Source organism: Bacillus cereus group sp. BfR-BA-01523 (genome assembly GCF_022662615.1).
GTDB classification, from domain to species: Bacteria; Bacillota; Bacilli; order Bacillales; family Bacillaceae_G; genus Bacillus_A; species Bacillus_A mycoides.
Map to the genome: position 1 here is coordinate 69,025 of NZ_JAKUDX010000013.1, position 19,475 is coordinate 88,499.

Genomic DNA, 19,475 nt, shown 5'->3' on the forward strand with positions numbered 1-19,475 from the left:
CTCCCCTCCTACTAATCATTCGAGCATTTACGGACCTTTTTAACTCCCTCTTTACTTCTCATAAATCTTAAGGTAGTAGTCTTATTGCCCATAAATAGCAGGATAATGCTGAACTCTAACTTTTGTATTGTACCACAATTCTCCTCTTAAGCAGTACTTCACTCTATTTTTCTTTTAAGGGAAAACATGCTATTCTTTTAGGCAGGAAATGTAGAAAATGAGGTCGATATATTATGCATTATGATGTTATTGTCATCGGCGGCGGTCCTTCAGGGCTAATGGCTGCAATCGGTGCTGCTGAAGAAGGCGCAAGCGTCTTACTTCTTGATAAAGGAAATAAACTAGGACGTAAACTTGCGATTTCTGGTGGTGGTCGTTGTAACGTAACGAACCGTCTACCACTTGATGAAATCGTTAAACATATACCTGGAAATGGTCGCTTCTTATACAGTGCTTTTTCTATTTTCAGTAATGAAGATATTATTACATTCTTCGAAAATCTCGGTGTACAACTGAAAGAAGAGGATCATGGCCGCATGTTCCCAGTATCAAATAAAGCGCAATCTGTTGTAGATGCACTGTTAACACGATTAAAAGACTTAGGTGTGAAAATACGTACGAATACGCCTGTCGAAACGATTGAGTATGAAAACGGTCAAACGAAGGCTGTTATTCTGCAAACAGGTGAAGTGTTAGAAACGAATCACGTCGTTATCGCTGTTGGCGGAAAATCTGTTCCTCAAACTGGTTCTACTGGAGACGGATACGCTTGGGCTGAAAAAGCTGGGCATACAATTACAGAACTTTTCCCAACAGAAGTACCAATTCTTTCAAACGAACCGTTTATTCGTGACCGCACATTACAAGGTCTTGCTTTACGAGATGTAAACTTAAGTGTATTAAACCCGAAAGGAAAAGTTATCATTTCTCATAAAATGGACATGCTTTTCACTCACTTCGGTCTATCTGGTCCTGCTGCTCTTCGCTGTAGCCAATTCGTTGTGAAAGCGATGAAAAAGTTTAAAACGAACACAGTGCACATGAGTATCGATGCATTGCCAGAAGAAAATAGTGAGCAACTGTTCCAGCGCATGCTGAAACAAATGAAAGAAGATCCGAAAAAAGGAATTAAAAACGTTTTAAAAGGCTATGTTCCTGAACGTTACTTCCTATTCTTATTAGAAAAAAATGAAATTGACGGTAGCGAACAAGCTGGACAAGTTTCTCATGAGAAGATTCGCGCACTTGTGAAAGACTTTAAAGAATTTACCGTCCATGTAAATGGTACGCAGTCAATTGAAAAAGCATTCGTTACTGGCGGAGGGGTATCCGTTAAAGAAATTAACCCGAAAGAAATGGCTTCGAAATTCACGAATGGTTTGTACTTCTGCGGAGAAGTACTTGATATTCACGGTTATACTGGCGGCTATAACATTACATCTGCCCTTGTTACTGGCCGAATTGCCGGAACAACAGCAGGACAAAATGCGAAAATGCAATACTAAAAAAAGAAACAGGGACTCCTGTTTCTTTTTTTAGTATGTTGAAATAGCAAAGCAGTACACGAAATTATATTGGCGATACTTTAAATATATCGACCGTTTCTTCAAAAATATCCCTTCCTCCTAACTTCCCATTGCTTTTTTGTTGCTTTATATACCTTAGTACCTTTATATTTTATATTGTTGAATATTCGAAAAAGGGTAAGGGGAAAACAAATGAGAAAAAAAGTCATGATGTCTTTAATGCTAATGACGTTTCTTTCTGCGGTAGAAGGAACGATTGTTAGTACAGCGATCCCTCGTATAACGAGTGATTTGTCAGGTGTCGAACTTGTTAGTTGGGTATATGCAATCTATATGCTTGCAACAGCTGTTTCGACTCCAATATACGGAAAGCTAGCTGATTTATTCGGCCGTAAAAAAGTTCTGCTCATCGGAGCAACAATCTTCTTAATCGGTTCTACACTTTGCGGAGTCGTTACATCAATGGAACAATTAATCTTCTTCCGTGCTCTTCAAGGTATAGGGGCTGGTGCTGTTATGCCGATCACAATGACGATTATTGGAGATCTATATAGCGAAGCTAAAGACCGCGCGAAAGCACAAGGCTGGATGAGTGCCGTTTGGGGTGTATCTGGTGTTATTGGGCCGTTAGTAGGTGGATTTTTAGTTGATTCTCTTTCTTGGCGCTATATTTTCTTCTTAAACGTTCCTTTTGGAATTATCGCTTGCTTAATGTTTGCCACTTCTTATAAGGAATCTGTTAAGTCCGCCGCTAAGCAACATATCGACTATCTTGGTGCGACAGTTTTCTCATTAAGTACAATTGCTTTACTATACGCATTATTAACAGGTAGCAGTAAGCAAAACTGGGGAGACATTTCAATTATCGGCCTATTAATCTTCGCCGCTGTTTCATTCATTATTTTCTTATACATCGAGAAAAAGTCTCCGGAACCATTAATTCCGCTAGCACTTTTCTCTAATCGTACATTATCTACAATAAACATACTAACACTTATTGCTGGCGCAATGATTATTAGTATTACAGTGTATCTTCCAATTTGGAGCCAAGGTGTTTTAGGAAAAAATGCGACAGAGGCTGGACTCATTTTAATGCCGATTCCTGTTATGTGGACATTCGGTGCTATGTTCTCCGGCAACTTAGTTGGCAAGTTACAAACGAAACAAATTATTTTACTTGGAGCTAGCATTTTATCAGTTGCTACTTTCTTATTATTTACATTATCAACAGATTCACCATCATTCCTTATTTATGTTGCAGTCGGATTATTCGGCTTAGGAATGGGGCTTGTTACACCAATTTACATGGTAACAATTCAAGCAGCTGTACCGGCCCATACGCGCGGAACGGCAGTTGGTTTAAATACATTTATTAATACATTTAGTCAAACACTAGGAGCTGCAATCTTCGGAACGATCTTCAATACGATGATTCATGCACGTGGCATTAAAAACCTTGATCTTGTTTCTTCTGGCGGACATGGAGGGGCTACAGCAAACGTAGCAACCGAGTCACAATCCGCATTAGCATCAAGTGTACACGTCATTTATATGAGCACTTTCGTATTAGCGGTATTCACATTAATTATCGCTTGGATCCTATTAAAGCCAGCTAAACAAACAAGTGAACAATAAAAAAAGGATGACCATTTTGGTCATCCTTTTTGCATAAAATCTACTCTTCATTCTCCACAATATGTTTAAGCACGGACAATTTATTATCCCAAAATCGTTCATAGTACGAGAGCCACTGCTGTAATTCCTCTAATGGTTCTGGATGCAAACGATATATCTTCTCTCTTCCACTCTTTCTTCCACTCACTAAATTCGCTTCTGAAAGAATATGAAGGTGCTTTACAACTGCAGTACGGCTCATCGGAAAATGATCCGTTATTTTTGAAATTGGTAACTCTTTATCACTTAATAACCGTAACACTTCTCGGCGGGTTGGATCAGCAATTGCTTGAAACACATCATATTTCGCTGCTGATGAGGACATTTAACCTTCGACAACCTTTTTCAGTTTTTCATTTACAATCGCTACCCAGCCACCATTCATTCTATCGCGAATAATAGAGCTCTTCGCATTCGCTTTCGGAAGGATTTCATCAGGATGTTTCCAGCCGCCGTGAATTAACGTAAATTCTGTTTTATTATCTCCTAGGTCTTTCAAATTAAATGAAACAACCCAGCCATCTGTGTCCCATGAGAAAGATAAATAATTCGGCTCATCAATCTCTAACACTTTACATGGTGATGGTCCGAAAGGTGATTGCACATGAAACTCATGTCCTACCGCCAATTCGAAATCATTTGGCATAAACCATGACGCAATTCCTTCTGCAGTCGATACTACATTCCATACTTTTTGAATAGGCGCGTTAAAAACGATTGTTTGTTTAATATCATTTAATGTATTTTGTTGTTCCATTTTATATCTCCTTTATTCGGCATTAAAATATAACACCTTTTAGTTTCATGTTAACAATATAACACTTTTTGGTTTCATGTCAAGAAAGACTCTTTTTCACTGTTGAGAAATTCTCAACATTTTTTCAACAGGACAAACACCCTCTCACCATTCCTTCATAATATACTCACAAAGGCAATAAAAAATAGAAAATTCCCTCAACATGAACCCTATCACTCCTATTGAGAGAAGCGCCTAACTTATCTCATCTGTACTTCGTCTCTCCTCCTTCCCTCGGGGACAATACGCGAGATATGTAAAGATCAGAAGGAGTATGCCCGCCATTTGGGTAGGTAGTTATTTCTCTTCTCCTCAACATTTCCTTAGGAGCGAAATGACTACCGACCCACTTTTTTAAACAAAAATAAAAAGGAGATGAAAGCTATGTTCTATTGCATTAACTGTTCTGAAATTCACCATGAAAAACACCCGAATGATAAAGTTTTCAAAAACGGTTTTTATATTGATCCATTTTTAGGTGATCGTTATCACCTCGGTATGTGCACTGATGCTCAGGATCATGAAACAGGAAAAGTTCTTTTAACGGAAAAGAAAACAGGCGCAACACAATCTATTATGAATATTTTACCGACACATGTTGTCCCAACGTAAAGCATAAAAAAGAGCTGGCTCCCCAGCTCTTTTTTATGCTTTATAAACAATCATCGCTGAAAAACAATAAATTTGATTTTCATCATCGTTAATTGAAACACCAACTTGATACTTTATATCTACAAAATTTCCATCATCAATTTTTTTCAAAAATACATTTACAGCGTCTTCTAAGTCCTTTTCATGACTTTCATCAAACACTTTCACACGAATCATGTTAACACCATCCTAGATCGCAGCCCTCCGCCGCTTGTTTATTGCCACGGTGCGTATCTATGATGCGATAAAACTTTCCATCTTCATATATATATCCGTCTTCTAACACATATTGTTTATCTTCAGTATAGACATAAAACTTACCTATCATAAACTTACTCGTATATAATTCCAAATAATCTTGCCTAAATTTAGCTACAACTTTATTTGTAATATCAATTCTAATTGTGCGCCCCACCTTCTATCCCTCCCTTGCAAAGAACGGATTTAGGTATATTGTATTAGCGATTTTATATTTTATGCTTAAAAATAAGTGGATATGCTCTCTTTCTGCGCCTGTACTATTTTTCTAAAAAAATTCCCCCTATTTATTCAACTTATAAGAGCAAAAAAACAAACAGAAAAACGACTTTTATATATTGACTACAGCATATCAGATGTGATATTATATAAAATTTGACATTTTTATCCTAGTATGTTATCATTAAAAGTAGTTACCACATACGGAGGTGGATGATTTGTTTCAAATTGGTGATAAAATCGTTTATCCAATGCACGGTGCAGGAATCATCGAAGCAATTGAAGAGAAAGAAATATTAGGCACTACGCGTCAATATTGTGTTATACGCATCATTAGTAAAGATATGCAAGTAATGCTTCCGATGAATCAATTACAAAAATCAGGTATACGTTATATCGTCGATAAAGGTACGTTAGATGGTATACTTCTTGAATTTCATCATGGGGAATCAGACCCCTCACTCTCTTGGAAACAAAGATATACAATGAATATGGAAAAAATGAAGAACGGCAATCTTCAAGATAGTGCAGAAGTTGTTCGTGATTTACTTCGTCGCAATAAAGAAAGAGCATTAAATGCGAGCGAAAAACAAATGCTAGATAATGCGCGTAAAATGTTTATTAGTGAAGTTGCGCTCGTACAGAATGTTTCAGAACATCAAGCAACAGAATTTCTTCAAGATACAATCAATCATTAATTTTAAAAATAGCCGACCGCTATTTTTTTTTGCGTAAAAAAGGCCAAAGAGTTAAATCTCTTTGGCCTTTCATATTACCCACGCCCCGCTTGAAACGATGGGTATAAAGTCATTCCACCATCTGCAAATAACGTAATTCCAGTTACGTAACTTGCCTCTGCTGAAGCAAGCCACGTCGCTACTGCTGCGATTTCTTCAGGTTTTCCAATGTAACCCATTGGAATCATACTTTCTACGTCGTCACGTTTTTTCGGGTCAGCAAATTTTTCAGCATTAATTGGCGTATTAATTGCACCAGGCCCAATATTATTTACCCGAATACCTTTTGGTGCATATTCTAACGCTAACGTTTCTGTCATAAGCTTAATCCCCCCCTTACTAGCCGCATAATGCACAAATAATGGCCACGGGATTTTCTCATGAACACTAGACATATTAATAACCGAACCTTTAATATCGTGTTCCACAAAATATTTAATCGCTTCACGACTTCCTAAAAAAGCACCTGTTAAATTTGTATGAATTACTTTATTCCAATCCTCTAACGGCATTTCATGCGACGGTACCGCGTTTTCTATCCCCGCATTATTAATCATAACGTCGAGCGTACCAAACTCTTTCACAGCAGATTGAATGAGATTTACAACATCTGCCTCGACCGTTACATCACCTTTTACAGCAATCGCTTCTCCACCTACCTTTTTTATTTCGTCTAATACATCGTTCGCTTCTGACTCTCTTGAGCGATAGTTAATAACAACTTTCGCCTTCTCTTTAGCAAATCTTACTCCCATGGTTCTTCCAAGACCAGTTGCTGATCCTGTAATAACGACGACTTTCCCTTCTAAATCGCTATACATTTTAATACCTCCTTAACCTTTCGCAATCCCCAGCATAATTCCAGCTGCAATGATAAAAACGATACCAATAACAATCCCAGTTAATTGACGCTTCGTTTTCCTTTCACCTAATATAAAGATCCCGCCAAGCGTCGAAATAATAATTCCCATTTGTGAAAGGGAAAAACTTGTTGCGACCCCAACTCTTGGCTGCGAAATGAATAAAAACATATTTCCAGCTGCCCAAATCAATCCTGGAAGAATATTTCGAATCGCATATTTATTGAATGGATGATGTTTAAATGTGAGTAAAATCCCGCCTAATACCATACCGACCGCTTGTGGTAATAAAGCCGACCAACCGTTCACGTTAAATAACCGGATAACTACTACGTAAACTAAATAACCGACTGTTGAAATTAATAAAATAATAATTCCTTTTTTAAAATTTCCTGCTTGCTCTGCATTCTTTTCTTCTTTACTTTGAAGCGATGTTAAAATAACCCCGATAATAATACAAACGAGCGCCAAAACTCCAAGAACGACCGATATCGTCGTTGACCATTCATGAAACACGATAACCCCAAATAATGTTGTCGCGACTAATTGAAGCCCTGTTGAAATCGGCATCGTTCTAGAAACACCCATTAAATCAATACTTTTTAATTGATTCGCTTGACCAAGTGCCCAAAATAAGCCAGATACAATTCCAACTCCAATAACGGTCGGAGTTAATACCGGCTTCATAAAAATATAAACGACAATTGAGAAGATAAGTGCACCGAACGTTGTACCGAGCGTTTGACTATACGGTCCCCCGCCCAGTTTCACGTTAAATAGCACAATACTCCCCCAAAATATAGCTGGTAAAATCGCTAAAAGTATATCCATCGCTCATTACCTTTCTCTACAAAATGTCATAGGTTATCGCTCTAAATCATTAGAGTGAGCTTTTATTTTTTCGTTTTTTCGTGCACAAATCTTTTCTACAATAGCACCAGAAACATTCTTTTCTCGCTCCACTTTCTTTATCTTTATGTGATCTAAATTGTCTTCCAAAGTAAGTGTAACTTTATCATTCGGCGGATTATGTGCCCCTTGAAATGTAAGAAATTGTATCGTAACTTCAAACCTAGGAACAAACTCATTTTTCTTGCCTAGACGCTTTATATTTGTAACTGAGTCACATTCATATTGATCTTCTGTCACTTGCCTTATAACCGAGTAATATCGATTCAGTAACGCACTTTCTAAAAGCTGTTCCGTCGATTCTTTTGCCAAAGAATTGCTTGGAGAAAAGAAAAAAACAGGACATATCATTGCAATCATTACACATATCTTTTTCATAACTTCCTCCTTTTCCTATAAGATAGTGTTCTCCAAAATGCCATAAAAAAACGACTTTCCCTATTTAGGAAAGTCGTTTTTTATAGCATAAATCCAATATTAACCACCACTCACTGGTGGTATTAGTGCAACTACATCACCAGTGTGTATCGTGTCATCTTCATTTGCGTACTCTTCATTAATCGCAACCATAATTGGTGCTGACACTGGTACATTATATTCTTTCGCAACAATATCTTTTAACTCTGCAACAGTAATATTTTCTTTCTCTATTTGTAATTCACTCGTTCCTGCTTCTTCTTGCAAGTTCGCAAATAACAATACTCGAATCATATTTATAACTCCTTCCCAGGCTCTCCTGCTGGATATGGTGTTTTTTCTAATTGGTCACCAATCCATGAGTCACCATCTTCCCAAAACTCCTTTTTCCAAATTGGAACAATTTGCTTAATACGCTCCATAATATATTCATTCGCTTCATAAGCCTCTTTACGATGAGGCGTTGATACAGCAACAACAACCGCTATATCAGAAATTTGCAGCGTGCCGATGCGATGCGTAATCGCAACATGTGTACCGGGCCACTTCTCCTTCACTTCTGACCCAATTTTCTGTAGCATCTTTTCTGCCATCGTCTTATAAGCTACATACTCTAAGTATAGTGTACGACGCCCTTTCGTAAACTCCCTAACTGTCCCGATAAATGTTGTAACAGCACCACATTCACGGCGAACTACTTTCTTTGTCACCTCTTCAATCGAGATTTCTGTATCAATTACTTCATAATACGTATTTATCATTTTGCACCCCTAGCCGTTTGTAAAAACCAGTCTATATACAATTTTTCTTCTGTTATATGAAATACTTTATATTCTTCTCGTACATTTGACGAAGCATCATACCACGTAATAACTGCCGCTATATTTTCTACTTTATGTAAAAGTTCAGCGTCTTCCGCAGAACGAAGTAACACTACTTTCGGATAGTTCTCAGCTTTATAGCCCTCTATTAAAATCGTATCTACTTCAAAAAATTCGTACAAGCGGATAATTTCTTGCAAGGACCATTCATCTCGCAAAGAGGACAAAGATAGTAATCCAGCACCTTCTACACTACTTACTACAGCACCAGCTTTTCTGTGTCTTTCACTATCTTTTTGCGCTACTTCAGGAAAGCCCCCGTGACCATGATGTTTAATTGTAGCAACCTTCATTTCTCTTTCAGTTAATGCATGCACCATCTTCTCTACAAGTGTTGTTTTCCCGCTATTTTGATACCCTACTATTTGTAAGATTGAAGAGGCTTTGTCCACGGCCAATCACTTCCCTCAGAGCATTCTAACAATAATACAGACACTTTCATTCCTGCTTCAAATCCTCTCGTTCCTCCAGGCAGCACGATAAAAGCATTTGCATCCGCAAGTGAAGAGACCGCACTCGATTTATCTAAACCGACTGGCATCGCTTGTAGTGCCCCATTAACAATACTCGCTTTCGCTCTTACAAAACGAGTAAACGGATTTGGTTTCGGAAAATCTTTTTGTAAAATAGCATCAGTTCTATATACGTGAGGCTCCTTCACATGCAAATACGTTTTCATAATTGGATGTACAAATAATTCGAAACCTACATAACAAGCTGATGGATTACCTGATAAACCAAAGAGTAGCTTTCCATCAACTTCAGCTACTGTCGTTACACTCCCCGGTCTCATCGCTATTTTATTAAAGAGTACATTCGCCTGTAACCTTTCATAAATAGCTGGCAAATGGTCGTAATCCCCTACTGAAACACCGCCCGTTGTAATTAAAATATCAACCTCATCCATCGCTGATTTAACAGCTGTAAAACATGCATCTAACTCATCGGCAAGTTGCCCATAGTAACGCACTTTCCCGCCAGCTTTCATAATTTGAGCGGCAATCATGTAAGAGTTACTATTTCTAATTTTCCCTGGCTCTAACGCCTCATGCACTTCTAGTAATTCACTTCCTGTCGTTACAATACCGACAACAGGCTGTTTTACAACTTTCACAGTGCTATATCCAAACGTCGCTAATAATGCGGCAACACCTGGATTGATTACAACACCTTTCTTAACGAGGACTTGATTTTGTTTTATATCTTCTCCTTTAAATGACACATTGTCACCGTTTTGGAAAGGACGTTTTAACTTCATATATGTACTTTCGTTCCTCTCGAATCCTTCCGTCAGTTCTAGCATTACGACTGCATTGCAATCTTCTGGAATAGCTGCTCCTGTCATAATACGAACCGCCTGAAAAGCCCCTACTTCTTCTGTAAAAACAGATCCTGCTCCGATTTCCCCTATTACTTCAAATTCAATCGGATGCTCTTGACTCGCTTCCTTCGTGTCTTCTGCTCGAATTGCGAAACCATCGTAAGGAGAACGATCAAAGTGAGGAACGTCGTGATCTGAGACAACATCCTCTCCAAGAGTCCTACCATAACTTTCTGTAATAGAAACTTCTTCTACTTCACCATGCTTAGCATATTTCATAACCCGCTCTACAGCCTCAGCAACTTGAATCGGGATTCGTTTTTCTACCATTGTTTCTCACCTCATATTTGCAAAATATCTAATCTCGATTACACTTTATATATTAAATCGCAATTACTTCAAGGAGGAATTCCATGTCTTCATTCACACATTTCAACGACCAAGGGCGCGCTAAAATGGTTGATATAAGTGACAAAAAAATAACCGTTCGAACAGCAATAGCATGCTCTAGCATTCTCGTTACAAAAGAAATTTTTGATAAAATCTCACGCAACGAAATTGGTAAAGGTGACGTATTAGCCGTCGCACAAATCGCAGGTATTATGGCTGCAAAACGTACTTCTGATATTATCCCAATGTGCCATCCTTTATTATTAAAAGGTGTTGATGTCTCTTTCGATTGGAAACAGTCAGAAGAACAATATCGGCTACTTATTGAAGTAAAAGTTAAAACAGAAGGTAGTACCGGCGTTGAGATGGAAGCTTTAACAGCTGCTTCCGCTACCGCTCTTACTGTATATGACATGTGTAAAGCCGTTGATAAGGGTATGATTATTGGCGAAACGTACTTACTTGAAAAAACGGGCGGAAAAAATGGAGATTATATTAGAAATTCTTAATCCTACCTTCTCCATTTGAACCTAAAGGACTCCCCTTTAGGTTCAACCTATATATCTTGCATATAGTCGTTTCGCAACATTCATATCATTCGTACCATGAATAAACGCCCTGCCATCTGTAAATAAAACAAAACGATATTCTTCCACTGGAAATGATAATAAATACGGCGTTGCTTTTACATCCACACTTTTTTGTAAGCGCTTTTTAATTTCTTCTAAATTAAACCCCTGACGCACACCTGGACGGATTTGAACTGTATTTCGCCCACATAATACTTCTGTTTTCGTTTGTGCTTCAAATGTTAAACTCGGATATGTACGTAACTTTCCACAAGATAAACATGTATCCTTTTTCTGCCTATTCACTTTAAATGCCATCTGCTGATTATTCCAAAGATCAAATGATAGCATCGTTTCACGAAGTGCCTCAAAATCTTCTACTAATATTTTCAAGGCTTCCGTTATTTGATGTGCAACTACTAATTGCACTGCTGGCTGTATAATACCGGCCGTATCACATGTCGCTCCGCTCGCTGGATGCTCCATTAAACATCGAAAACACGGCGTTTTTCCTGGCAAGATTGTATAAGTTACTCCGTAGCTTCCAACGCATCCTCCGTATATCCACGGAACGTTATACATCTGCGATATATCATTAATAAGAAGGCGCGTTTCAAAATTATCTGTCGCATCTAATATTAAATCTACACCTTTAATTAATTCTTCCATTTCTTGCACCGTTACATCAGTCACAACCGGTACAATTTCTACTTCGGAATTAATTGCCTTTAAATGTTCTGCTGCCGCTATTGCTTTCGGTTTATAATGCTTTGCATCTTCTTCTGTATATAATTGTTGCCTTTGTAAATTACTCCATTCTACATAATCACGATCCGCAATTGTTATTTTTCCAACACCTGCTCTAACAATTGCTTCTGCATTCGCTGCTCCGAGTGCACCAGCACCGATAACGAGCACATGCTTCCCTCTTATTTTCCGTTGCCCTTCTTCCCCAACACCAGAAAATAACATTTGTCTTGAATATCGCTCTTGCATACGACATCCCCCTTTCTTATCCTCCTATATAAGACATTTCAATTTTCGGACGATTTTTCGCACTTTCTTCTGTCCGTTCATCTGAATATCGATCTTTTCTATTCTTCCATACATATTCTATAGCTTTTAATAACTCATTATCCGAAAGGTTCTCCCTCAGAAGTTTCCTTAAATCCATTCCTTCTGTCGCAAACAAGCAAGTATAAAACTTTCCATCTGCCGAAATTCTTGCTCTCGTACAAGAAGAACAAAATGACTCAGAAACAGAGGTAATAAAACCAACCTCTACATTCGTTCCAACGTATCGATACCGCTTCGCAACCTCACCAAAATAATGAGCTTCAGCTGGCTCAATTGGATACACCCCATGAATCATATCAATTAATTCTCGTTTCGTAATAACTTGATCAAAATTCCATCCATTCGTACTGCCAACATCCATAAACTCAATAAACCTAAGCGTGATTCCTTGTTCTTTAAAATACGTAGCAACCGGAAGTACTTGATGATCATTCATTCCTTTTTTCACAACCATATTTACTTTCACTTCAAGGCCTGCTTCTTTCGCTGCCATAATTCCTTTTAACACTGGCTTCGTATTCATATTCCGGCCATTAATTGCGCGGAACACATTATCATCTATCGCATCCAAACTAACATTTACTCGGTGTAACCCAGCTTCTTTTAACGCCTTCGCTTGCTTCGTTAAATGAATCGCATTTGTCGTTAATCCTATATCTACTAAACCGTCAATTTTCACGAGACGTTCGATAAGTTTTGTTAAGTCCTTACGGAGCAAGGGTTCGCCACCAGTAAGTCTAATTTTCCGTACACCGATGCTAACAAATACTTTTGCTAATCGCTCTATTTCATCAAATGTCAGTAAAAACTCATCTTTCAAAAAAGCATAATCAGGACCAAACACTTCCGCTGGCATACAATACGTACACCGTAAATTACAACGATCAATGACAGAGATGCGTAAATCTTGAAGTGGGCGTCCGAAAAAATCTTTAACCTTCTCCTGCATCGCCACTCTCCCTTTCTGCCAAATTTATACCTCTCTTCATTCTATTATAATATATTTTTGAACCGCGATGTTTTTGCTAAGGTGAATAAAGTGAAACTTTAATCAGTGGGGGTTTTGTCCATCCCCACTGATTATTAGCCCACAAATAGAGGGATAAAAAACCTTGAAACATAAAAGTTCCAAGGTTTTTTTGCTTATTAACTTAATCTAATAATAGTTAGAGTAGCTCCTGGCGTTGTCGTAGATAATGTAGCTATTGCAACTAATCCAAATAATTGCAGACTAATAGCAGCTCCAGCAGGCAAGTTAGCAATTATTGGTGCACTAAATGAGCCAGTAGCCACTGTCGGGGAGTTTATCGTTCCCGCAAGCGGACTGCCATTTACGGTTATCCGAGAACTGACAAGTAATCCTGCCGTTAAATTAATTGTATAGGCTATATAATAATTCCCTGCATTCGCAACTGTAAATACAGTATTTCCACCACTAACGGTTATTCCTGGTCCAATATTTTGATTGTTCGGTAATGGGATATTCGTACCGCCTAATAAAACGGAAATAGCGGTTCCTGATGTATTATTCGCAAATGCATACGTTGCAGTTGTACTAACTCCAGTCACTCCTGTCACCCCGGTCGCTCCTGTTGCTCCTGTTGGACCTGTTGGACCTTGAATTCCTTGTGAACCTGTTGCTCCTGTTGCCCCCGTTGGACCTTGAATTCCTTGTGAACCTGTCGCTCCTGTTGCCCCCGTTGGACCTTGAATTCCTTGTGAACCTGTCGCCCCTGTTGCTCCCGTTGGACCTTGAATTCCTTGTGAACCTGTCGCCCCTGTTGCTCCCGTGTCCCCGGTTGGGCCTTGTGGACCTTGTAAACCTTGCACACCTTGCGGACCGGTTGGACCTATTTCTCCTTGCACACCTTGTATTCCGGTTGGGCCTTGTGGACCAGTCGGACCTTGCACTCCTTGTATCCCTTGAATTCCCTGTGGGCCTTGTGCTCCGGTTGCACCTGTTGCCCCTTGTATCCCTTGTGGGCCTTGACCTCCTTGGATTCCTTGAGGACCTGTTGGACCTTGGATTCCTTGCGGGCCTTGAATTCCTTGCGGACCTTGATCTCCCGTTGCTCCCGTTATACCTTGGATCCCTTGTGGACCTTGAACACCTTGCGAACCGGTTGGGCCTATGTCTCCTTGTACTCCTTGTATTCCTTGTGGACCCTGCAGCCCCGTTGCTCCGGTTGCACCAGTTACTCCAGTTGCTCCGGTCACACCCGTCGCCCCTGTTGCTCCCGTATCTCCTATTCCTCCCGTTACACCTGTCGCTCCTGTCGGACCAGGTGGTCCACCGGATGGACCTGTCACTCCCGTCGGACCTGATGGACCTGTTGGGCCAGTCGGTCCGGCTGGGCCTCCTGATGGACCCGTTACACCTGATGGACCCGTTACTCCAGTTGCTCCTGTAGTCCCTTCCCCTGTCGCCCCTGTTGTACCCGTATCTCCAGTTACTCCTGTCGGCCCTTGGATTCCTTGAATTCCTTGTGGGCCTTGCACCCCTTGCGCACCCGTCGGTCCTTGAATTCCTTGGATTCCTTGAACTCCCTGTGGACCCATTGGACCTGTTGGACCTATATCCCCTTGAGTACCTTGCACTCCTTGCGGACCCTCTGGACCTGTTGCTCCTATATTCCCTTGAACACCTTGAACTCCAGTTGCTCCTTGTGCTCCGGTTGCTCCTGTTATACCTTGAATCCCTTGTATTCCCTGAATTCCTTGTGGACCTTCTGGACCTGTTACTCCTATTGGTCCTTGAATTCCTTGGATTCCTTGTGGGCCCTCTGGACCTGTTGCTCCAGCTGGTCCTGGCACTCCTTGTATTCCTTGCGGACCCTGAAGTCCTTCTGGGCCTTCTGGGCCTGTTGGTCCTATATCACCCATTGGCCCTTGAATTCCTTGGACTCCTTGTGAGCCTGTGTCTCCGGTTGGACCAGGTACCCCTTGTATTCCTTGTGGGCCTTGATCTCCTGTTGCTCCTGTTATACCTTGAGGTCCTATGGCCCCTTGTATACCTTGCGGACCTTGATCTCCTGTTGCCCCCGTTATCCCTTGAATTCCCTGAACCCCTTGGATTCCTTGTTCACCAGTTACTCCTGTCGGACCAGGAATACCTTGAATACCTTGCGGACCTTCTGGACCCGTTGGTCCAATTGGCCCTTGAACCCCTTGGATTCCTTGCAGGCCCTGTGCTCCTGTTTCTCCTGTACTTCCAGTCGGACCTGTATTTCCAGTCACTCCCGCACTTCCAGTTACTCCAGTTACTCCAGTATTTCCAGTCGCTCCAGTCGCACCTGTACTTCCACTCGGTCCACCTCCTGGCCCTGTCGCACCAGTTGCTCCAGTCGGACCTGGAGGTCCTCCAGATGGGCCGGTTATCCCTGTTGGACCTGTTATTCCAGTCGGACCACTAATCCCCTGACCAGTCGCTCCTGTTGCTCCCGTATTTCCACTCGGTCCTTGTGGACCTTGTATCCCTTGGGCTCCTTGTATTCCTTGTGAACCTGTTGCACCCGGTACCCCTTGCACTCCTTGAATTCCTTGAGTTCCTTGAGTTCCCTCTGGCCCGGTAGCTCCAATCGGCCCCTGTAATCCCTGTATACCCTGTATACCTTGTGCCCCAGTCGCTCCGATCGGACCAATCGGACCTTGTAACCCTTGCACTCCTTGAGGTCCTGTCGCTCCAGTTTCTCCCTGTGGTCCCCTTAATCCTTGTGGTCCCTGCTGTCCTTCTGGTCCTGTTGCACCCATTTGTCCAACTGGTCCTTGAATCCCTTGCACTCCTTGAGGTCCTGTCGGGCCCATCTCCCCCATCGGACCTTGGAATCCCCTTGGTCCTTGTGGGCCAGTCGGGCCTTGTGGACCGGTTGGACCAGTAATCCCAATGCCAGTAAATCCCGTTGGAACGGGGGGAAAAGTAGGTCCAATAAGATTCGGTGAAATTCTGAAATTAGAGTTTAATGAATTTTGTCTATCGCGCTCTTTCACACTTTCACCACCTACACACCATCTTTTTTACTTTAAACAAACCTCTTCTTCTTAATATGTATTTACAAAAACAACCTCAAAGACTATTTTTATTTTAAATAATAAAAACTCCCTTAATTCCTTAAGGGAGTCCAACAACTGAATCCATATTATCTGTATTAGGGACAGCTTGCGATATACTCGACACATTTGTACCTTGCCCCATATTTGTTCCCGTTACAGTACCAGCAGGGGTACCTCGTGTATAGGTTGTCGTCACCGAATCTCCCGGTTGTAAACAAAGCTTCGTCTCCGTCCCTATTACTGTAACAACGTCAATCCAAGTGCAACCCGTTGAACCACTATACGATTTCGAAGCAGTAAATGAAGTATCACTCAAATTATCCCCTGTAAATATATTCCCAGTATTATTAACGATAATAAATTCTTTAATACGTGCAGGCATACTTACACTCTACCTTTCCTTTATGAACCTAATGTACGTGTACTCGTCGCTAATGGCGGAAGAAACACTGATGTTCTAATCACAGCTTCTGGCTGTCGTTTCCCATTTAAAAAAACAGCCGCACTCGATCCTCCAGCACCCGCATATATTTTCGATACAGCAAAAGGTGCGATATTATAACAGTCGCCAACATTAACAGCCCCTGTATTATTAATAATTTTTACTTTACGCATGTTAATCCCCATTTACCCCTCCCCCTTTTGTATACTGTATGCAAAAGAAAAAAACTTGAAACAGACTCGTTTCAAGTTTTTTCAGCTACTTATTTAGTTTCGCCTTCATATTGAAGCATACCGCCAACCATGTTCACTGTTTTAAATCCTTGTTCATTTAAATAATGGCATACATTTTCACTGCGCATTCCCGAACGACAAATAAAGATATATTCATTCTCTTTCTCAAAGAAATCTACTTTATTTGGAATATCACCCATTTTAATATGTACAGCTTCTGGAATTTTCCCTGCCGCTACTTCTTCATCTTCCCTTACATCTACTAAAAATAATGTTTCTCCATTTTCTAAACGCTCTTGCACTTCTTCTGTAGTAATTGTTTTTACTTCTGTCATATGTAGTTCCTCCTTATATACAATAAAACCTTCAGTTTCTTCTTTAAACAATCATTTCTCATCAATTTTAGCACGCGAAGGAAGGAACGCAAAGAATGGAACATTTATTTCTCAATTTTCCAGCAAAACTTATTCTTTACAAACATAACTGACGCATTGTATCCTCAATATACTTGTTTGATGAAAGGAGCCATTTAAAATGACACTTTTTCTTTTCATTATGGGCATCATTTTCTTAGTTTTTGCAGTTATTGCTCTTAGTATGAAAAATAATAAAAAGATAAAATCCCCTCAAGAAATGTCATTCTTATTTCTATTACTTAGTATAGCTTTCTTCGGTTTATCAATCGCTTCATATATTTTCCGTCTGCAAATCATGTAAAAAAAGGTGCCTACTATAAATCATGCACCTTTCCACATTAATTATTTCCTACACAAAACTAGATACTTTCCGGTTTAAAAACTCGTAAACTTTCTTTTCAAACAAATGAACATCTAATGCCCCAGCCATATGCCCATTTATACTTTCTATCTCATACACTTCTGCATATTTCCCCTGTTTTTGCAAAATGTCTACCATTTTATAATTATAACGAGGTGGCTGAAGTAAATCTTGTTTGCATGGAATCATGAGTACATTCGCTTCTATATTAGAAAGAGCCTCCTCTAAAGAAGAAAACCCATGCGCAATATCATGTAATAAGACTGCTTTCGCAGTGTACATCCACGAATTTGCATCTACTAAATCTATACTTTTGCATGTCACTTTATTAATCTCTTTCTCAAATGATGTTAATGCAGAAAATTCCTGATAAGGTGCCATTTCTATACTGTTCCGTGGGAATGCCGTTTCATAAAAATGTTCATCAAACGCATTCATAAACATCATTCGATTTGCTAAATGAAGACCCTTCGTTGGCTGCTCTTCTCCATACTTTCCACCTTTCCAGTTTGGATCAAGCTGAATTGCTTCAATCGCATTTTGCGCTACATTTCCCGACGTTATAATTGGATTTTGTGGATTCGTAATAACTCCAATCACTCGCTCTACCATATGAGGATAGTGAACAGCCCATTGCTGCGCAATCATCCCACCTGCCGATGGTCCCATTACAGCATGTAACCTAGCAATCCCCATATCTTTTATTAACTCATATTGCATACGTGCTACATCTAAAAATGTGAAAACTGGAAAATCCATCGCATACTCAAAACCAGTCATCGGATTTATCGATTTTGGTCCCGTTGTAATTACGTAGGGATTCTTCACCTGTACATTACAAAGGTTATCAGTGCATATAACGAAATATTTATTTGTATCAATTGCTTTTCCAGGTCCAATTAATCCATCCCACCAACCAGCTTCCTCATCATGCTCTGTATATTTTCCTGCCGCATGACTTGTTGCACTAAAATAGTGACAAACCAAAATCGTATTTGATCTTTCTCTATTTAAAGTGCCATACGTCTCATACCCCATTTGAACAGGAATTCCCCTGCCATTTTCAAACACAAATTCTTTTAAAACAAACTTCTCCTTTTTTACAATTTGCACAGACTCGCCTTCTTCCCGTCATATTATGAACTGCTTACTAAAGGATTTTTTCTATACAAACCAATCTCCTTCTTCTTTTCATAAATAAATGAATAATATACAAAATTAGCCACAAAATAGCACTATATTACAAGATCAAAGAGGGCATACATATGATTTGGAATTGGTTACGTAAGAAAAAAAACTCAAATACAAAAGAGACAGATGATTCGAAACAACAGCCGGATGATCAAAAGGAACATAACAAAGATAAGAATGGCGAGCCAAAAAGTACGGAACAAACTGAGGATAATTCTCAAAATAAGCAGCAAAGTTCTAAACAAGAGGATAATTCTCAAAACAAGCATCAAAATTCTAAGCAAGATGATACTTCTCAAGACAAACAACAAAATTCTAAGCAAGATGATAATTCTCAAAACAAGCAGCAAAACTCTAAGCAAGATGATACTTCTCAAGACAAACAGCAAAATTCTAAGCAAGATGATACTTCTCAAGACAAACAGCAAAATTCTAAGCAAGATGATACTTCTCAAGACAAACAGCAAAATTCTAAGCAAGATGATACTTCTCAAAAC

General features: G+C 39.8%; 24 protein-coding genes and 1 pseudogene. 7 read left to right on the forward strand and 18 right to left on the reverse strand.

Translation table 11 applies throughout. The annotated features are described in order from the left end of the window. Positions 1–233: 233 nt before the first annotated feature. The gene (locus MR066_RS23160) at positions 234–1,505 is read left to right on the forward strand and encodes a BaiN/RdsA family NAD(P)/FAD-dependent oxidoreductase (RefSeq protein ID WP_002034390.1); all 1,272 of its coding nucleotides are present in this window, start codon (positions 234–236) and stop codon (positions 1,503–1,505) included. A gap of 213 nt (positions 1,506–1,718) precedes the next feature. After that, positions 1,719–3,161, forward strand: a complete 1,443-nt coding sequence (locus MR066_RS23165; RefSeq protein WP_242248650.1) for an MDR family MFS transporter — start codon at positions 1,719–1,721, stop codon at positions 3,159–3,161. A gap of 40 nt (positions 3,162–3,201) precedes the next feature. On the opposite strand, the gene MR066_RS23170 is transcribed toward MR066_RS23165, so the two are convergent. After that, the gene (locus tag MR066_RS23170; protein ID WP_002015665.1) at positions 3,202–3,525 is read right to left on the reverse strand and encodes an ArsR/SmtB family transcription factor; all 324 of its coding nucleotides are present in this window, start codon (positions 3,523–3,525) and stop codon (positions 3,202–3,204) included. Then, positions 3,526–3,957 carry an SRPBCC family protein gene (locus tag MR066_RS23175; protein WP_002015664.1) on the reverse strand — a complete coding sequence of 144 codons (432 nt, stop codon included), beginning with the start codon at positions 3,955–3,957 and terminating at the stop codon, positions 3,526–3,528. A 423-nt stretch (positions 3,958–4,380) separates the two neighbouring features. Between MR066_RS23175 and MR066_RS23180 the strand changes: the two genes are divergently transcribed. Next, on the forward strand, positions 4,381–4,608 hold the full coding sequence (locus MR066_RS23180) for a DUF3973 domain-containing protein (protein ID WP_002138690.1): 228 nt from the start codon (positions 4,381–4,383) through the stop codon (positions 4,606–4,608). A gap of 33 nt (positions 4,609–4,641) precedes the next feature. Here MR066_RS23180 and MR066_RS23185 read toward each other — a convergent pair whose 3' ends face one another. Both MR066_RS23185 and MR066_RS23190 read right to left on the reverse strand, forming a co-directional pair. Continuing rightward, positions 4,642–4,824: a sporulation protein Cse60 gene (locus MR066_RS23185; protein WP_000621746.1), complete on the reverse strand. Its 183-nt coding sequence runs from the start codon at positions 4,822–4,824 to the stop codon at positions 4,642–4,644. A 1-nt stretch (position 4,825) separates the two neighbouring features. Then, the gene (locus MR066_RS23190; RefSeq protein WP_002089059.1) at positions 4,826–5,062 is read right to left on the reverse strand and encodes a DUF2553 family protein; all 237 of its coding nucleotides are present in this window, start codon (positions 5,060–5,062) and stop codon (positions 4,826–4,828) included. Between the two features lie 280 nt (positions 5,063–5,342). On the opposite strand from MR066_RS23190, the gene MR066_RS23195 reads away from it, so the two are divergent. Then, positions 5,343–5,822, forward strand: a complete 480-nt coding sequence (locus tag MR066_RS23195; RefSeq protein ID WP_242248652.1) for a CarD family transcriptional regulator — start codon at positions 5,343–5,345, stop codon at positions 5,820–5,822. 74 nt (positions 5,823–5,896) lie between these two features. Here the strand turns inward: MR066_RS23195 and MR066_RS23200 are convergent, their stop codons facing one another. The 7 genes from MR066_RS23200 to MR066_RS23230 all read right to left on the reverse strand — a co-directional run bounded on the left by MR066_RS23200 (position 5,897) and on the right by MR066_RS23230 (position 10,579). Beyond that, a complete protein-coding gene (locus MR066_RS23200; protein WP_242248653.1) occupies positions 5,897–6,682 on the reverse strand; it encodes a glucose 1-dehydrogenase in 786 nt (261 codons plus the stop codon). Positions 6,683–6,694: 12 nt separating this feature from the next. Further along, positions 6,695–7,552 (reverse strand): glucose uptake protein GlcU, encoded by an 858-nt coding sequence (glcU, locus tag MR066_RS23205; protein ID WP_219301222.1) that lies wholly within the window; start codon positions 7,550–7,552, stop codon positions 6,695–6,697. A 33-nt stretch (positions 7,553–7,585) separates the two neighbouring features. Continuing rightward, on the reverse strand, positions 7,586–8,008 hold the full coding sequence (locus tag MR066_RS23210; protein ID WP_242248655.1) for a DUF3888 domain-containing protein: 423 nt from the start codon (positions 8,006–8,008) through the stop codon (positions 7,586–7,588). Between the two features lie 99 nt (positions 8,009–8,107). After that, positions 8,108–8,341, reverse strand: coding sequence for a molybdopterin converting factor subunit 1 (gene moaD, locus MR066_RS23215; RefSeq protein WP_002089064.1), 234 nt, complete (start codon positions 8,339–8,341; stop codon positions 8,108–8,110). A gap of 2 nt (positions 8,342–8,343) precedes the next feature. Then, on the reverse strand, positions 8,344–8,808 hold the full coding sequence (moaE, locus tag MR066_RS23220) for a molybdopterin synthase catalytic subunit MoaE (protein ID WP_002129479.1): 465 nt from the start codon (positions 8,806–8,808) through the stop codon (positions 8,344–8,346). Further along, positions 8,805–9,326: a molybdopterin-guanine dinucleotide biosynthesis protein B gene (gene mobB, locus MR066_RS23225; RefSeq protein WP_002164943.1), complete on the reverse strand. Its 522-nt coding sequence runs from the start codon at positions 9,324–9,326 to the stop codon at positions 8,805–8,807. The genes moaE and mobB overlap by 4 nt, the downstream gene beginning before the upstream one ends. Beyond that, positions 9,290–10,579, reverse strand: a complete 1,290-nt coding sequence (locus tag MR066_RS23230; protein ID WP_242248657.1) for a molybdopterin molybdotransferase MoeA — start codon at positions 10,577–10,579, stop codon at positions 9,290–9,292. Before MR066_RS23230 ends, mobB begins: the two co-directional genes overlap by 37 nt. An 83-nt stretch (positions 10,580–10,662) precedes the next feature. Here MR066_RS23230 and moaC point away from each other — a divergent pair, with 83 nt between their 5' ends. Further along, positions 10,663–11,148: a cyclic pyranopterin monophosphate synthase MoaC gene (gene moaC / locus MR066_RS23235; RefSeq protein ID WP_002129484.1), complete on the forward strand. Its 486-nt coding sequence runs from the start codon at positions 10,663–10,665 to the stop codon at positions 11,146–11,148. Between the two features lie 42 nt (positions 11,149–11,190). Here the strand turns inward: moaC and MR066_RS23240 are convergent, their stop codons facing one another. From MR066_RS23240 to MR066_RS23265, 6 genes are all read right to left on the reverse strand, one after another. Then, positions 11,191–12,204 (reverse strand): molybdopterin-synthase adenylyltransferase MoeB, encoded by a 1,014-nt coding sequence (locus tag MR066_RS23240; protein WP_002067678.1) that lies wholly within the window; start codon positions 12,202–12,204, stop codon positions 11,191–11,193. A 16-nt stretch (positions 12,205–12,220) separates the two neighbouring features. Continuing rightward, positions 12,221–13,234, reverse strand: a complete 1,014-nt coding sequence (gene moaA, locus MR066_RS23245; protein ID WP_242248659.1) for a GTP 3',8-cyclase MoaA — start codon at positions 13,232–13,234, stop codon at positions 12,221–12,223. A 197-nt stretch (positions 13,235–13,431) separates the two neighbouring features. Then, entirely contained in the window at positions 13,432–16,272 is a 2,841-nt protein-coding gene (locus tag MR066_RS23250) for a BclA-related collagen-like exosporium protein (RefSeq protein ID WP_242248661.1), read from the reverse strand. A gap of 121 nt (positions 16,273–16,393) precedes the next feature. Further along, positions 16,394–16,717, reverse strand: a complete 324-nt coding sequence (locus tag MR066_RS23255) for a hypothetical protein (RefSeq protein WP_242248663.1) — start codon at positions 16,715–16,717, stop codon at positions 16,394–16,396. A gap of 20 nt (positions 16,718–16,737) precedes the next feature. Beyond that, the gene (locus tag MR066_RS23260; RefSeq protein ID WP_113935770.1) at positions 16,738–16,962 is read right to left on the reverse strand and encodes a spore germination protein; all 225 of its coding nucleotides are present in this window, start codon (positions 16,960–16,962) and stop codon (positions 16,738–16,740) included. 77 nt (positions 16,963–17,039) lie between these two features. Further along, positions 17,040–17,345, reverse strand: coding sequence for a rhodanese-like domain-containing protein (locus MR066_RS23265; protein ID WP_000141214.1), 306 nt, complete (start codon positions 17,343–17,345; stop codon positions 17,040–17,042). Between the two features lie 199 nt (positions 17,346–17,544). Between MR066_RS23265 and MR066_RS23270 the strand changes: the two genes are divergently transcribed. After that, the gene (locus MR066_RS23270) at positions 17,545–17,727 is read left to right on the forward strand and encodes a hypothetical protein (protein ID WP_002129493.1); all 183 of its coding nucleotides are present in this window, start codon (positions 17,545–17,547) and stop codon (positions 17,725–17,727) included. Positions 17,728–17,775: 48 nt separating this feature from the next. Here MR066_RS23270 and MR066_RS23275 read toward each other — a convergent pair whose 3' ends face one another. Further along, entirely contained in the window at positions 17,776–18,900 is a 1,125-nt protein-coding gene (locus MR066_RS23275) for a homoserine O-acetyltransferase family protein (RefSeq protein WP_242248665.1), read from the reverse strand. A gap of 152 nt (positions 18,901–19,052) precedes the next feature. On the opposite strand from MR066_RS23275, the pseudogene MR066_RS23280 reads away from it, so the two are divergent. Then, positions 19,053–19,475, forward strand: a pseudogene (locus MR066_RS23280) (spore germination protein); the annotation flags it as partial.